Genomic DNA, 14128 nt, shown 5'->3' with positions numbered 1-14128 from the left:
TCGCTTCAGTTCTATTCGCCCAATTCTGCTTTATTCGCCGAGCGCGTCTTCGAGCAACGCGGCGAGCTGGGCAAGGTGCTTCGACATCAACCCGGTCGCCGGCGACGCGGCCGCGGGCCGGCCGGTGTAGCGCACCCGCTGATGCTTGGCGTCGATATGTGCCAGCACCCATTCCAGATACGGGTCGATGAACGACCAGGCGCCCATGTTCTTGGGCTCCTCCTGGCACCACACCATCTCGGCGTTGCGGAAGCGTGACAGCTCGGTGATCAGCGCCTTGGCCGGGAACGGGTAGAGCTGTTCGACGCGCAGCAGGTAGATGTCGTTGATGCCGCGCTTCTCGCGCTCCTCATAGAGGTCGTAATAGACCTTGCCCGAGCACAGCACGACGCGGCGGATCTTGGAATCCTTGGTCAGCTTGATCGCCTGGTTCGGCAACAGCTGGGCGTCGTCCCACAGCAGCCGGTGGAACGAGCTTTCACCCGAGATTTCCGGCAGCGTCGACACCGCCCGCTTGTGGCGCAGCAGCGATTTCGGCGTCATCAGGATCAGCGGCTTGCGGAAGTCGCGCTTCAGCTGCCGGCGCAAGATGTGAAAGTAGTTGGCCGGCGTCGTGCAGTTGGCCACCTGCATATTGTCTTCGGCGCAAAGCTGCAGGAAGCGCTCGAGCCGGGCGGAAGAATGTTCCGGGCCCTGGCCTTCATAGCCATGCGGCAGCAGGCAGACGAGGCCCGACATTCTGAGCCATTTGCGCTCGCCCGACGAGATGAACTGGTCGAACACCACCTGGGCGCCGTTGGCGAAGTCGCCGAACTGCGCCTCCCACAAGGTCAGCGCCTTCGGCTCGGCAAGGCTGTAGCCATATTCGAAGCCCAGCACCGCCTCTTCCGACAGCATCGAGTTGATGACTTCGTAACCGGCCTGCGCCGCCGACAGATTGTTGAGCGGGATGTAGCGGGTCTCGTCGCGCTGGTCGTAAAGCACGGAATGACGCTGCGAGAAGGTGCCGCGCTCGGAATCCTGCCCCGACAGCCGGATCGGATTGCCGTCGAGCAGGATCGCGCCGAAGGCCAGTGCCTCCGCCGTCGACCAGTCGATGCCTTCGCCGGACTCGATCGCCTGGCGCCGGTTCTCGAGGAAGCGGATGATCGTCTTGTGCGCCTCGAAATCCTTCGGCACCTCGGTCAGCTTCTTGCCGATTTCCTTCAGCGTCTTGACCGGCACGGCGGTCTTGCCGCGCCTTGTCTCGTCCTGGTTGTCGGCCGTGCGCAGGCCCGACCAGGCGCCGTCGAGCCAGTCGGCCTTGTTGGGCTTGTAATGCTGGCCGACTTCCCATTCGGCTTCCAGATGCGCGCGCCAGTCGGCCTTGAGCTGGTCGAGCTCGGCCTGGGTGATGTGGCCTTCGGCGATCAGGCGCTCACCATAGATCTGCACCGTCGTCTTGTGGGTGCGGATGTTGCGGTACATGAGCGGCTGGGTGAAGGCTGGTTCATCACCCTCATTGTGACCGAAGCGGCGGTAGCAGAACATGTCCACGACCACCGGCTTGTGGAACTTCATGCGGAACTCGATCGCCACCTTGGTGGCGTGCACCACGGCTTCCGGGTCGTCGCCATTGACGTGGAAGATCGGCGCCTCGATCATCTTGGCGACGTCGGACGGATAGGGCGACGAGCGCGAGAAGCGCGGATTGGTGGTGAAGCCGATCTGGTTGTTGATGATGAAATGCAGCGTGCCGGCGACGCGGTGGCCGCGCAGGCCCGACAGGCCGAGGATTTCGGCGATCACGCCCTGGCCGGCGAAGGCGGCGTCGCCGTGCAGCAAGAGCGGCAACACCTTGGCTCGTTCTTCCAGTGGCACGATTTCCTCGCGGCCGCGGCCGAACAGGGAATCCTGCTTGGCGCGCGCCTTGCCCATCACCACGGGATCGACGATCTCCAGATGCGAGGGGTTGGCGGTCAGCGACAGGTGCACCTTGTTGCCGTCGAACTCGCGGTCCGAAGAGGCGCCGAGATGGTACTTCACGTCGCCCGAGCCCTCGACCTCGTCGGGGGCTGCGGAGCCGCCCTTGAACTCGTGGAAGATGGCGCGGTGCGGCTTGGCCATCACTTGGGAAAGCACGTTGAGGCGGCCGCGATGGGCCATGCCGAGTACGATTTCCTTCAAGCCCAACTGGCCGCCGCGCTTGACGATCTGCTCCAGCGCCGGGATCAGCGATTCACTGCCGTCGAGACCGAAGCGCTTGGTGCCCTTGTACTTGACGTCGATGAACTGCTCGAAGCCTTCCGCCTCGACCAGCTTCTGCAGGATCGCCTTCTTGCCGGTGGCGGTGAACGAAATCTCCTTGTCGGCGCCCTCGATACGCGCCTGGATCCAGGCCTTTTCCTCGGGATCGGAAATATGCATGAACTCGACGCCGAGCGTCGAGCAATAGGTGCGGTTGAGGATTTCCAGCATCTGCCGGATGCTGCCGAATTCAAGCCCGAGCACATTGTCGAGGAAGATCGGCCGATCGTAGTCGGCTTCGGTGAAGCCATAATTCTCCGGCGACAGCTCGTTATAGTCTTCGAGCTTTGCAATGCCGAGCGGGTCGAGATTGGCATGCAGATGGCCGCGCATGCGGAAGGCGCGGATCATCATGATGGCGCGCACCGAGTCGCGCGTCGCCTGGTGCACATCGGCGTCGGACAGCACGACACCGTTGGTGACCGCCTTGTCCTTGACCTTCTTTTCGAGGTGCTTTTCGACGATGCCCCAATTGCCGTCGAGCGCCGACACCAATTCGCCATTGGCCTGCAGCGGCCAGGAGGGTTTGGCCCATGAGGCGCCCTTGGCGTTCCTGCGCACATCGCCGGCGTCGTCCTTCAGTCCGGCGAAGAATTCCTGCCACTCGGGATTGACCGAGGCGGGATCGTCCTCATACGCCGCGTAGAGCGCGTCGATGTAATCGGCATTGCCGCCATAGAGGAAAGAGGTAAGCGAGAATTGATCGTTGGCCTGATCTTGTCGTGCCATTTTTGTCCGCGGAGCCTGGCTCCGTCTCCTGTTTGGAGCGAATAGGGAGTAGCGAATAGCGAGTAGGGATCTTCCCTGAGCCGCGCCGTTACTCTGTTTCCCCTATTCGCTATTCACTACTCACTTAACCCTTGATCGCCTCGACCAAGGTCGTGCCCAGCCGCGCCGGCGAGGGCGAAACCTTGATGCCGGCCGATTCCATCGCCGCGATCTTGTCTTCGGCGCCGCCCTTGCCGCCGGAGATGACCGCGCCCGCATGACCCATGGTGCGGCCGGCCGGCGCGGTGCGCCCGGCGATGAAGCCCGCCATCGGTTTCCTGCGGCCGCGCTTGGCCTCGTCCTTGAGGAACTGCGCGGCGTCTTCTTCGGCCGAACCACCGATCTCTCCGATCATGATGATCGACTTGGTCTCATCGTCGGCGAGGAACATCTCGAGCATGTCGATGAACTCGGTGCCCTTGACAGGATCGCCGCCGATACCGACGGCGGTGGTCTGGCCGAGGCCGACATTGGTGGTCTGGAACACGGCCTCATAGGTAAGTGTTCCCGAGCGCGAAACAACGCCGACCGAACCCTTGCGGAAGATGTTTCCGGGCATGATGCCGATCTTGCATTCGTCGGGGGTGAGCACACCCGGACAGTTCGGTCCGATCAGCCGCGACTTAGAGCGGTCGAGCCGCGCCTTGACCTTGACCATGTCCATCACCGGAATGCCTTCGGTGATGCAGACGATCAGCGGGATCTCCGCCTCGATCGCCTCGATGATGGCTTCGCCCGCGCCCGCCGGCGGCACGTAGATGACGGAGGCGTTGGCGCCTGTCCTTTCCTTGCCTTCGGCGACCGTGGCAAAGATCGGCAGGCTCTCGCCCTTCGCGCCGGTCCAGGTCTCGCCGCCCTTCTTCGGGTGGATGCCGCCGACCATCTTTGTCCCGTGATAGGCCAGCGCCTGCTCTGTGTGGAACGTGCCGGTCTTGCCGGTCAGGCCCTGCACCAGCACCTTGGTGTTCTTGTCGACGAGAATGGACATCGGAGCCCTTTTCTAAAAACCGTTGATCGAGGAAGGTGAGACGCGCCGGTAGGCGCCACTCACCATGTCTTGCCAGTCATCGTTGCCGGCAGGTTTGAAATGCAATCGCATGCGGTAGGTGTCGGCATCGTCGAAAATATAGGTCACGCGCGCAGAGCCGCGCGGCGACGACCGCTCCAGCACCAGCTCGTTGCCGTTCCAGGTGCCCGTGGCCGGCGACAACGGCACGAAGCCCATCGAATCGAACTGGTGCATGGTCACGACGCCGTTCTGGTGGTCGACGCCGAATACGGTGTGCGAACCAAACGAGATCGTGCCGTCGCGGCGCTGACGATAACGCTGCACCACGAACTGGCCGCCGAACTCCGCTTCCGCCAGCACTTCGCTGGTCGCCGTGCCGCCGTCGGCCCATTGCGTATCCGCCACCTCTTCCTCGCCGCGCCACGCACCGACCAGCGCCTGCAGGCGCTGGTGGTCGGCCGAGAGCGAAGAGAAGGATGCCGCGTTCATGGATCAGAGCCGCTTCAGATCGGTGACGGTGAGATCGCTCTTGGCATTGCCGGTGTTGAGCGTCGTCGCCGGCTCGAACATCAGCACCACGGGCTCTGCGGTGAGCGAGCGTGGCCGGTGCTCGACACCGCGCGGCACGACGATGAAATCGCCCTCGCCGAGCTCGACCGGACCATCGCGGAAATCGATGGCGATCCTGCCGCGCAGCACGAAGAAGGCTTCGTCCTCATTGTCATGCGCGTGCCAGTCGAAGGCCTTGCCGAACTTGGCGACCTTGGCCTGGCTGTCATTGACGTCGCCGGCGATATGCGGATCGAAGACCCCGGTGATCTTTTGATCCGCCGCCTCGACCAGATTTATCTTGCGCGGAGGCACCGTCTCAGCCCTGCACCGCCGCAACGATCTTCTTGGCCGCGTCATCAAGATCATCGGCGGACACGACGTTCAAACCGCTGTCGTTGATGATCTTCTTGCCGAGATCGGCATTGGTGCCTTCCAGGCGCACGACCAGCGGCACCTTCAGCCCGACTTCCTTGACCGCTGCAATCACGCCCTCGGCGATGATGTCGCACTTCATGATGCCGCCGAAGATGTTGATCAGGATGCCTTTGACGGCCGGGTCCCTGGTGATGATCTTGAACGCCGCCGTCACCTTCTCCTTCGAAGCGCCACCGCCTACATCGAGGAAGTTGGCGGGCTCGGCGCCATAGAGCTTGATGATGTCCATCGTCGCCATGGCAAGGCCGGCGCCGTTGACCATGCAGCCGATATTGCCGTCGAGCGCGACATAGGCGAGGTCGTATTTCGACGCCTCGATCTCCTTCTCGTCCTCTTCGGTGGTGTCGCGCAGTTCCATCAGATCGGGGTGGCGGAACAGCGCGTTGTTGTCGAACGACACTTTCGCGTCGAGCACGCGCAGGCGGCCGCTCTTCATCACGATCAGCGGGTTGACCTCGAGCAGGCTCATGTCCTTCTCGACAAAGGCCTTGTAGAGGATCGGGAACAGCGTGCCGCCATCCCTGGCCGCGTCGCCGTCGAGCTTCAGCGCGCCATTGAGCGCCTTCACGTCGTCGGCCGTAACGCCCTTCTCCGGGTCGATGGCGACGGTGATGATCTTTTCTGGCGTGTCGTGCGCGACCGCCTCGATGTCCATGCCGCCCTCGGTCGAGACGACGAAGGCGATGCGGCCGACCGAGCGGTCGACCAGGATCGAGAGATAGAGCTCGCGCTCGATGTCGGCACCGTCCTCGATATAGAGGCGATTGACCTGCTTGCCGGCCGGGCCGGTCTGCTTGGTGACCAGCGTGTGGCCGAGCATCTCGTTGGCGTTGGCCACCACCTCGGCGACCGACTTCGCCAGCCGCACGCCGCCCTTGGCGTCGGGGCCGAGCTCCTTGAATTTGCCCTTGCCGCGGCCGCCGGCATGGATCTGGCTCTTCACCACGTAGAGCGGGCCGGGCAGCGCTTGTGCCGCGGCTTCCGCCTCGCTCGCCTTGAACACCGGCACGCCTTCGGCCACCGGCGCGCCAAAGCTCTTCAGCAGCGCCTTGCCTTGATATTCATGGATGTTCATCGGGAACTATCTCCAGGTCGTTTGCCGGGGGTGATGTTTTGGCGGGTTACTTCGAGGCGAGCTGCGGCGCGATCTTGACACAGGCCTCGGTCAGGCCCTGCACGGTCGCCACCGAAGCCTCGAACATCTTCTGCTCGGCCTTATTGAGGTCGATCTCGATGACGCGCTCGACACCGCCGGCGCCGATGACCACGGGCACGCCGACATAGGTGCCCTTGACGCCATATTGGCCCGAGAGGTGCGCCGCGCAAGGCAGCACGCGCTTCTTGTCCTTGAGGTAGGATTCGGCCATCTGGATCGCCGAAGCCGCCGGCGCGTAGTAGGCCGAGCCGGTCTTCAAGAGGCCGACGATCTCGGCTCCGCCGTCGCGGGTGCGCTGCACGATCTGGTCGAGCTTTTCCTTCGAAGTCCAGCCCATCTTGATCAGGTCGGGAAGCGGAATGCCCGACACCGTCGAATAACGGATCATCGGCACCATGGAATCGCCGTGGCCGCCGAGCACGAAAGCGGTGACGTCCTCGACCGAGACCTTGAATTCCTCGGCCAGGAAGTAACGGAAACGCGCGCTGTCGAGCACGCCGGCCATGCCTACCACATGAGTCTTGGGCAGGCCCGAAAACTTCTGCAGCGCCCACACCATGGCGTCGAGCGGGTTGGTGATGCAGATGACGAAGGCCTTCGGCGCGTACTTCTTCAGCCCGGCGCCGACCTGCTCCATGACCTTCAAATTGATGCCCAGCAGGTCGTCGCGGCTCATGCCCGGCTTGCGCGGCACGCCGGCGGTGACGATGCACACGTCCGCACCCTCGATGCCGGCATAGTCATTGACGCCGGTCAGCCGGGAATCGAAGCCATCGACCGGCGACGACTGCGCTATATCGAGCCCCTTGCCTTGCGGGATACCCTCGGCGATATCGAACAGGACCACGTCGCCGAGATCCTTGAGGCCGATCATGTGGGCGAGCGTGCCGCCGATCATGCCAGAGCCGATAAGCGCTATCTTGTTGCGTGCCATGTGAGGATGATTTCCCTTTGTCTGTGACGCGCCAACACGGCGTCGAGGAAGAGGCCGGAATGCTGCGGGGACCGCGAATTTCGCCGCACCCAATAGCTCCGGTGCAAAATAAATTCAAACGATTATTTCGACCCCTGCATTTTCAATCGGTTAGAGTATTTGGGGTTTACGTAAACGTCAAAATTTGTAAGCCGACTTGGGAGAATTTACACGATGGCGGTCGAGATCAGAAGGCTCAATCCCGGCGATGACACCCTTGTGATGCGGGTTGCCGACGATGTGTTCGACGAGCCGGTGCGGCTCGATCGCCTTGCCAGCTATCTCGCGCAATCAGGCCATTTCATGATCGTCGCCCTGGCCGGGGACGTTGTCGTCGGCCAATGCGCGGCGGTCATCCACCGCCACCCGGACAAGCCGACTGAACTTTATATCGACGAAGTCGGGGTCTCGCCGGCCTTTCAGCGCCGGGGCATCGCGCGCAAAATGCTGGACGCCATGTTCGCGCTCGGCCGCGAGCACGGCTGCGAGGAGGCCTGGGTCGGCACCGAGCCGGACAATCTGCCCGCCCGGGCGCTTTATGAAGCACGCAAGGAACCGCATGACGAGGCGAAGAGCTTTGTGATGTATGTGTACGGGCTGTAGATTTTCTAAGCTGGCGCGAAGGAACGCGGCTTCCGGATATTTCAGGCCTGCGCCCGCGCTTCCGCTGGGGCCGCCTTCGCCTTCCGCCGCTCCGCCCAATCCTCCAGCCAGTCGCGGCTCTGCATCTCGATCAGCCGTGAGGCCGTGCGCTCGAATTCGAACACCTCGACGCCGCGCTTGGCCACATAAAGCTCGTGCGGCGGCGCCTCGGCGCTCACCACAAGGCGCGTATGATGGTCGTAGAGCGTGTCGATCAACAGGATGAAGCGCTTTGCCTCGTTGCGCTTGCCTTCACCCAGCGCCGGCACATGGTCGATGAAGACGGTCGAAAACCGGCCGGCGATGGCCAAATAATCGCGCGCGCCGAGTGGCTTTTCGCAGAGATCGGCGAAGGAGAAACGCGCGGCATCGCCGGCGGCGGCCGGCACCGCGACCTTGCGGCCCTTCAGCGTCAGCGACGTCTCGGCTGTCGCCGCCCCGCGCGTCATCGCCTGCCAGGCCTCGTCGAGCGCCTGGTCGGCCGCCGCATCGGCAGGCGTGACATAGACTGGCGTGCGGGCGAGCTTTTCCAGCCTGTAGTCCTTGTCGCTGTCCAGCGACAACACCTGCGTGTGGCGTTCCAATATAGCGATGAACGGCAGGAAAAGCTGGCGGTTCAACCCGTCACGGTAAAGGTTTTGCGGCGCCACGTTCGAGGTGGCGACCAGCACCACCCCATTGGCGAACAGCGCCGAGAACAGTCTGGACAGGATCATGGCGTCGGCGATGTCGGTGACCGAGAACTCGTCGAAGCAAAGCACCCAGGCCTGCTCGGCGAGCGCCTTGGCCACCGGCGGGATCGGATCGTCTTCCCTGGCCGTGCCCTCCTTGCGCGCCTGCCGGTGCTTCTGGATGCGGTCCTGAACGTCGGCCATGAAGTCGTTGAAATGGACACGGCGCTTGCGCCTGACCGGCAAGAGCTCGAAGAACATGTCCATCAGCATGGTCTTGCCGCGGCCGACGCCGCCATGGATGTAGAGGCCCTTGACCGCCTCATGCGTCTCGCGCTTGCGGGCAAAGAGCCAGCCGAGCGCACTGGACTTGTGCGCCAGCCGCTTGGCCGAGATCTCCACGGTCAGCCGGTCGAGCGCGGCGGCGATCCCTTCCTGCGCGGCATCGCGTCCGATCGCGCCGGTTTCCACCAGATGATCGTAGCGTTGCCTGACGGTCGCATGGGTCTGGAGGCCGTCACGCAGATGCATCGGTCACGTCGTTGTTCAAAGCAGGACGCCCAAGAGAGAGCGAGAGGGCGCATGTTGGGATTCGGGTCAGGCCGAGCCGCCATTCGCAAGCCGGCGTCACCTGAATATCAGCATACCCCAGCCTATCTTGTAAGCGAGATCGGTTGTCCGTTGGAAGTCTGGCCGTCGAATTTCGAACCGCCCGACGAATAGAGCCGCGCCAGCGAGCCGCCGTTCTCGTCATAAAGCGTCAGCTGCTTGCCGGCGACGTTCCACGACTTGATGCCATCGATCGGCGCCGGGCAATGCAGCGGTCCGGCGCGGAAGCCGGCGCCGAACTTGGTCTGCGGCGTCGCCACCTTGCAGCTCTGGCCGGAGACGCTGACGTTCCAGACACCGGCGACGCTTGCCGCGTTGAGATCCGCGGCGCCTGCCGGCGCCGCACCATCCGGCGGCAGCGAGGCAACCTGCGTGTTGGCCGGCGCGGTCGGGAATTGCGACGGGTCGGTGGTGCCGGGCGAGGCCGGCGGCGGCAGCTGATTCGAGCTCACCTGGCCGGCAGGCGCCGGCTGCAACGGTGCTGGTTGCTGGTCGTCCATCGACGAGAAGCGTGAGGTTGAGCAGCCGCTCGCAACGAGTGCCGCCAGGGATACGGCCACCAGGCCGCCTTTCGAAAAATTCATTACAACCTCCGTCGGATTCGGCTGGGGGGACGCCGTCCGCGCAATCTCACCTCCACCAAGATGGAGAAGGTGGCGAAATTTCAACCCGATATGGTTAAAATAGGGTTTGCGGAACGAATTGTTGCAAATTTATCGCACTCATCCGGCGAGCGGCGCGCTCGGCACGAACACATATCCGTCCGGTCCAACGATAAAGCACTCGCGCAGACCATGCGGTTTGTCGATCGCGCCGGCCAGCACGATGTGGCCATGGTCCAGCGCCGCCGCCTCGACCGCGTCGGGATCGGCGCCATAAAGGCGCAGTTCGATGCCGGCGCCGCGCGTCTCGGCGCCGGTGATGGAGCCCGTCATCGGATTGTCGAGATAGGAATGGTCGGCATGCAGCATGAACACCGACCCCAGAAGCTCGATCGCGGCGAAATCCTCGTCAGCATAGACGATGCGGGCGCCAAGCACGTCGCGGCAGAAGGCTTCCATCGCCGCCATATCCGATACCAGCAGATTGACGCCGATGCCGCGCGGCAGCGAACGGCCGAAATCCTCGGCTTTCATCCAGGGCGTCTTGGTCCGCTTCATCGCCATGGCGTCTTCCTCCTGATCTGATCCTAGCCGAGACCGCTTCGCCGCCCTTGGCCTTCGGCCGGCAAACGCTTGCGCCAGCCGCGGCGGGGCTTATGTCTAAGAGCAGTTCCAGGAAAAGTGCGCAGTGGTTTTCCCGGGAAAAATGCGTAGCGCTTTCCCCAGGGAGTGCGTGAAAAAAGAGTTCACCCAAACCCGCTGGAGCGCAGACCTTGGCCGCGAGACAGAAAGCCGCCAACCGCTACTACAGCGGCCCGCCCAGCGATCATTTCGACGGCACCCTGTTCTTCAATCCCGGCGGCCGGATGCCCGGCCCCTTCACGGACCTGCTGAAATGGCAGTTCGGCGGCCAACGCGCGAAATGGCCGGCTGCCAGCCCGAGCCCCTTTGCGCAGGCAAAGCCGGTCGCAACGGTTCAAGGCGCCGATCTGACCGTGACCATGGTCGGCCATGCCACCTTGCTGATCCAGACCGCCGGGCTGAACATCCTCACCGATCCGGTCTGGTCGCGACGCACCTCGCCGTTCTCCTTTGTGGGACCCAGACGCGTCAATCCGCCGGGTATCGCTTTTGGCGAGCTGCCGGCGATCGACCTCGTGCTGGTCAGCCACAACCATTACGACCATCTCGACCTTGCAACGCTGAGGCAGTTGAAGGAGACGCACGATCCGCTGGTGGTGACGCCGCTCGGCAACGATGCCATCATCGCCGCCGCCGTGCCCGGCATGCGGCTTTCCGCGCATGACTGGGGCGACAGGGTCGATGCCGGCGAAGGCACCGCCATCCACGTCGAGCCCGCGCATCACTGGTCGGCGCGCGGGGCGCGCGACCGGCGCATGGCATTGTGGGCCGGCTTCGTCATCGAGACGCCGGGCGGAAAGATCTATTTTGCCGGCGATACCGGCTTCCACGATGGCATCAACTACCGGCTGATGGCGGAAAAACATGGCGGGTTCCGCTTCGCCATCCTGCCGATCGGTGCCTACGAGCCACGCTGGTTCATGGCGCCTCAGCACCAGAACCCCGAGGAAGCGGTCCGGGGCATGTTGTTGTGCAACGCCGCCTTCGCCGCCGGCTGCCATTGGGGCACCTTCCAGCTCACCGACGAGCCGTTCGACGAGCCGGTCCGGAAACTGGTCGAAGCGCTGGACGCCGAAGGCCTGCCGCGAGAGCATTTCCGTGCCTTGCGGCCCGGCGAAGTCTGGGAAGTGCCCCGGATTTGATGGCCTCGGGAACCCAAGCTCGACAGCCGCGTTTTTCAACCGGTTTCAATGTGTTCCGCTTGCGAGGCGTTCCCATGCTTAGATGGATCATCATTCTCCTGATCATCGCCGCCGCGGCGAGCCTGCTCGGCATGCCGGCGCTGGCCGGCGCCGCCGCCACCGGCGCGCGTATTCTCATCGGCGTCGTGCTCATCATCTTCCTGTTGATCTTGTTCGGGGTCTTCGCGGTGACGTAAGTCCGGATTCGCCGTGATCCGGCGCCTTCGCCGTGAAAGCGGTCCGGCGTCTTCGCCGTGAAAGCGGTCCGGCGTCTTCGCCGTGAAAGCGGTCCGGCGTCTTCGCCGTGAAAGCGGCTGCGCACTGGTAATTCCTGCCCGTTTCCGCCATATAGCGCCGAACGGACATGGAATTTTCGGAGCAATGGCAGGCACGGCCCCTTTCGCCAAGATGAACGGCATCGGCAACGAGATCATCGTTGCCGACATGCGCGGCCGTGCGGATCGGGTGACGGCCGCGGCTGCCATCGCGCTCAACGCCGACGCGGCGACGCGGTTCGACCAAATCATGGCGATCCATGACGCCAGGACGCCGGGCACCGCCTATTTCGTCGACATCCTGAATTCAGATGGGTCCGGCGCGCAGGCTTGCGGCAACGGCATGCGCTGCGTCGTCCAGGCACTGGCCGCCGAGACCGGCGAGAAGACCTTCACCTTCGAGACCGTGGCCGGCGTCCTCAATGCCCGCGAACATGCCGACGGCTCGATTTCGGTCGACATGGGCACGCCGCGCTTCGGCTGGCGGGATATTCCGCTGGCCGAGGAGTTCCGCGACACCCGCATGATCGAATTGCAGGTCGGCCCGATCGACGCGCCGGTGCTGCATTCGCCCTCCGCCGTCTCGATGGGCAATCCGCACGCCATCTTCTGGGTCGACGCCGACGTCTGGACTTATGAACTCGACCGTTTCGGCCCGCTGCTCGAAAACCATCCGATCTTTCCCGAGCGCGCCAACATAACCATCGCGCAGGTGACCTCGCCCGACAGCATGATCATCCGCACCTGGGAGCGCGGCGCCGGTCTGACCAAGGCTTGCGGCACCGCCTCCTGCGCGGCTGTCGTTGCAGCGGCCCGCACCAGGCGCACCGGCCGCAGCGTCAACCTTTTGACCCCCGGCGGCGGCACGCTGCATGTCGAGTGGCGCGATGACGACCACGTCATTCTGACCGGCGCGGCCGAATGGGAATTTTCCGGCAGCTTCGATCCGTCGACCGGACAATGGGCCCGCGATACCGAAAGCGCGGCCTGATGTCCGCTCTTGCCAAAGGCGTCGACGTGGCGAAGCAGCCCGGCCGCATCGACGTGGTGACCTTCGGCTGCCGCCTCAACACCTACGAGTCCGAAGTGATGCGGCGCGAGGCCGAAACTGCGGGCCTCGCCGCGCTGGCAGGTGGCGCCGTGATCTTCAACACCTGCGCCGTTACTGGCGAAGCGGTGCGCCAGGCCCGGCAGGCGATCCGCAAGGCGCGCCGCGACAACCCGGCCGCGCGCATCATCGTCACCGGCTGCGCCGCGCAGACCGAGCCCGAAAAATTCGCCGCCATGGACGAGGTCGATCTCGTGCTTGGCAATGAGGAGAAGCTCAAGGCGAATTCCTATCGCGCGCTGCCCGATTTCGGCGTCAACGACACCGAGAAGGCGCGAGTCAACGACATCTTCTCGGTGCGCGAGACCGCCGGCCACATGGTCGACGCCATCGAGGGCCGGGCACGTGCCTTCGTGCAGGTGCAGAACGGCTGCGACCATCGCTGCACCTTCTGCATAATCCCCTATGGCCGCGGCAATTCGCGCTCGGTGCCGATGGGCGCCGTGGTCGAGCAGGTCAAGCGGCTGGCGGGCAACGGTTATGCCGAGATCGTGCTGACCGGCGTCGACATGACTTCTTTCGGAGCCGACCTGCCGGGTGCGCCGAAGCTCGGCAAGCTTGTGAAGACCATCCTCAGGCAGGTGCCCGACGTGAGGCGGCTCAGGCTGTCCTCCATCGATTCGATCGAGGCCGACGAGGACTTGCTCGACGCCATCGCCACCGAGCCGCGGCTGATGCCGCATCTGCATCTGTCGCTGCAGTCGGGCGACGACATGATCCTGAAGCGCATGAAGCGCCGGCATCTGCGCGATCAGTCGATCCGCTTTTGCGAGGATGTGCGCAAGCTGCGTCCCGGCATTGTTTTCGGCGCCGACATCATCGCGGGCTTCCCGACCGAGACCGACGCCATGTTCGAGAATTCGCTGGAGATCGTCGAGGAATGCGGCCTGACCCATCTCCACGTCTTTCCGTTTTCGCCGCGCGAAGGCACACCCGCCGCGCGCATGCCGCAGGTTCGCCGCGAGCTGGTCAAGCAGCGCGCCGCCCGGCTGCGCGCCGCCGGCGAAGCGGCCTATGTCAGGCATCTGTCTTCGCTCGCCGGCAGCCGCCAGTCGATCCTGATCGAGCGCGACGGCCTTGGCCGCACCGAAGGGTTCACGCTTGCCGCACTCGGCACCGGCGCGCCGGGAGAGATCGTCGAAGCTGATATAACCGGCCACGATGGCGCTCGGCTGATGGCGACGCCGCTTGCCGCCCACGCCGCCTGAGAACGCAAAAG

14 protein-coding genes are annotated in these 14128 nt (G+C 64.0%); 5 read left to right on the top strand and 9 right to left on the bottom strand.

Going from position 1 to position 14128, the window contains the following annotated elements; all coding sequences use genetic code 11:
• Positions 1 to 30 precede the first annotated feature (30 nt).
• From O7B34_RS19950 to mdh, 6 genes are all read right to left on the bottom strand, one after another.
• Positions 31 to 3015, bottom strand: coding sequence for a 2-oxoglutarate dehydrogenase E1 component (locus tag O7B34_RS19950; protein WP_337147682.1), 2985 nt, complete (start codon positions 3013 to 3015; stop codon positions 31 to 33).
• 124 nt (positions 3016 to 3139) lie between these two features.
• Positions 3140 to 4042: a succinate--CoA ligase subunit alpha gene (gene sucD, locus O7B34_RS19945; protein ID WP_337147681.1), complete on the bottom strand. Its 903-nt coding sequence runs from the start codon at positions 4040 to 4042 to the stop codon at positions 3140 to 3142.
• A gap of 12 nt (positions 4043 to 4054) precedes the next feature.
• A complete protein-coding gene (locus tag O7B34_RS19940; RefSeq protein ID WP_027145555.1) occupies positions 4055 to 4552 on the bottom strand; it encodes a DUF1579 family protein in 498 nt (165 codons plus the stop codon).
• A gap of 3 nt (positions 4553 to 4555) precedes the next feature.
• Positions 4556 to 4927 carry a cupin domain-containing protein gene (locus tag O7B34_RS19935; protein ID WP_337147679.1) on the bottom strand — a complete coding sequence of 124 codons (372 nt, stop codon included), beginning with the start codon at positions 4925 to 4927 and terminating at the stop codon, positions 4556 to 4558.
• Positions 4928 to 4931: 4 nt separating this feature from the next.
• Positions 4932 to 6125 (bottom strand): ADP-forming succinate--CoA ligase subunit beta, encoded by a 1194-nt coding sequence (gene sucC / locus O7B34_RS19930; RefSeq protein WP_337147678.1) that lies wholly within the window; start codon positions 6123 to 6125, stop codon positions 4932 to 4934.
• 46 nt (positions 6126 to 6171) lie between these two features.
• A complete protein-coding gene (gene mdh, locus O7B34_RS19925) occupies positions 6172 to 7140 on the bottom strand; it encodes a malate dehydrogenase (protein WP_015315009.1) in 969 nt (322 codons plus the stop codon).
• 213 nt (positions 7141 to 7353) lie between these two features.
• On the opposite strand from mdh, the gene O7B34_RS19920 reads away from it, so the two are divergent.
• Positions 7354 to 7782: a GNAT family N-acetyltransferase gene (locus O7B34_RS19920; RefSeq protein WP_337147677.1), complete on the top strand. Its 429-nt coding sequence runs from the start codon at positions 7354 to 7356 to the stop codon at positions 7780 to 7782.
• Positions 7783 to 7823: 41 nt separating this feature from the next.
• Here the strand turns inward: O7B34_RS19920 and zapE are convergent, their stop codons facing one another.
• The 3 genes from zapE to O7B34_RS19905 form a co-directional block, all read right to left on the bottom strand.
• The gene (gene zapE, locus O7B34_RS19915; protein ID WP_337147676.1) at positions 7824 to 9023 is read right to left on the bottom strand and encodes a cell division protein ZapE; all 1200 of its coding nucleotides are present in this window, start codon (positions 9021 to 9023) and stop codon (positions 7824 to 7826) included.
• A gap of 122 nt (positions 9024 to 9145) precedes the next feature.
• Entirely contained in the window at positions 9146 to 9685 is a 540-nt protein-coding gene (locus O7B34_RS19910) for a protease inhibitor Inh/omp19 family protein (protein ID WP_140510339.1), read from the bottom strand.
• 138 nt (positions 9686 to 9823) lie between these two features.
• On the bottom strand, positions 9824 to 10267 hold the full coding sequence (locus tag O7B34_RS19905; protein WP_027145561.1) for a VOC family protein: 444 nt from the start codon (positions 10265 to 10267) through the stop codon (positions 9824 to 9826).
• A 209-nt stretch (positions 10268 to 10476) separates the two neighbouring features.
• On the opposite strand from O7B34_RS19905, the gene O7B34_RS19900 reads away from it, so the two are divergent.
• From O7B34_RS19900 to mtaB, 4 genes are all read left to right on the top strand, one after another.
• Positions 10477 to 11487, top strand: coding sequence for an MBL fold metallo-hydrolase (locus tag O7B34_RS19900; protein ID WP_337147675.1), 1011 nt, complete (start codon positions 10477 to 10479; stop codon positions 11485 to 11487).
• A gap of 74 nt (positions 11488 to 11561) precedes the next feature.
• Positions 11562 to 11723, top strand: coding sequence for a DUF1328 family protein (locus O7B34_RS19895; protein ID WP_027145564.1), 162 nt, complete (start codon positions 11562 to 11564; stop codon positions 11721 to 11723).
• A 184-nt stretch (positions 11724 to 11907) separates the two neighbouring features.
• The gene (gene dapF, locus O7B34_RS19890) at positions 11908 to 12792 is read left to right on the top strand and encodes a diaminopimelate epimerase (RefSeq protein WP_337147674.1); all 885 of its coding nucleotides are present in this window, start codon (positions 11908 to 11910) and stop codon (positions 12790 to 12792) included.
• Entirely contained in the window at positions 12792 to 14117 is a 1326-nt protein-coding gene (gene mtaB / locus O7B34_RS19885; RefSeq protein WP_140510347.1) for a tRNA (N(6)-L-threonylcarbamoyladenosine(37)-C(2))-methylthiotransferase MtaB, read from the top strand. Before dapF ends, mtaB begins: the two co-directional genes overlap by 1 nt.
• The last annotated feature ends 11 nt before the right edge of the window (positions 14118 to 14128 follow it).

The organism is Mesorhizobium sp. Cs1299R1N3, assembly GCF_037179625.1.
GTDB lineage: Bacteria > Pseudomonadota > Alphaproteobacteria > Rhizobiales > Rhizobiaceae > Mesorhizobium > Mesorhizobium salmacidum.
The sequence above is the reverse complement of the archived record's forward strand: the minus strand, read 5'-3'. Positions and strand labels throughout refer to the sequence as shown.

What these genes read in the sequence shown, in the direction of transcription:
- O7B34_RS19950 (WP_337147682.1), bottom strand. Translation starts at nt 3,015, where the DNA reads ATGGCACGACAAGATCAGGCCAACGATCAATTCTCGCTTACCTCTTTC.
- sucD (WP_337147681.1), bottom strand. Translation starts at nt 4,042, where the DNA reads ATGTCCATTCTCGTCGACAAGAACACCAAGGTGCTGGTGCAGGGCCTG.
- mtaB (WP_140510347.1), top strand. Translation starts at nt 12,792, where the DNA reads ATGTCCGCTCTTGCCAAAGGCGTCGACGTGGCGAAGCAGCCCGGCCGC.
- zapE (WP_337147676.1), bottom strand. Translation starts at nt 9,023, where the DNA reads ATGCATCTGCGTGACGGCCTCCAGACCCATGCGACCGTCAGGCAACGC.
- O7B34_RS19910 (WP_140510339.1), bottom strand. Translation starts at nt 9,685, where the DNA reads ATGAATTTTTCGAAAGGCGGCCTGGTGGCCGTATCCCTGGCGGCACTC.
- sucC (WP_337147678.1), bottom strand. Translation starts at nt 6,125, where the DNA reads ATGAACATCCATGAATATCAAGGCAAGGCGCTGCTGAAGAGCTTTGGC.
- mdh (WP_015315009.1), bottom strand. Translation starts at nt 7,140, where the DNA reads ATGGCACGCAACAAGATAGCGCTTATCGGCTCTGGCATGATCGGCGGC.
- O7B34_RS19895 (WP_027145564.1), top strand. Translation starts at nt 11,562, where the DNA reads ATGCTTAGATGGATCATCATTCTCCTGATCATCGCCGCCGCGGCGAGC.
- dapF (WP_337147674.1), top strand. Translation starts at nt 11,908, where the DNA reads ATGGCAGGCACGGCCCCTTTCGCCAAGATGAACGGCATCGGCAACGAG.
- O7B34_RS19940 (WP_027145555.1), bottom strand. Translation starts at nt 4,552, where the DNA reads ATGAACGCGGCATCCTTCTCTTCGCTCTCGGCCGACCACCAGCGCCTG.
- O7B34_RS19905 (WP_027145561.1), bottom strand. Translation starts at nt 10,267, where the DNA reads ATGGCGATGAAGCGGACCAAGACGCCCTGGATGAAAGCCGAGGATTTC.
- O7B34_RS19920 (WP_337147677.1), top strand. Translation starts at nt 7,354, where the DNA reads ATGGCGGTCGAGATCAGAAGGCTCAATCCCGGCGATGACACCCTTGTG.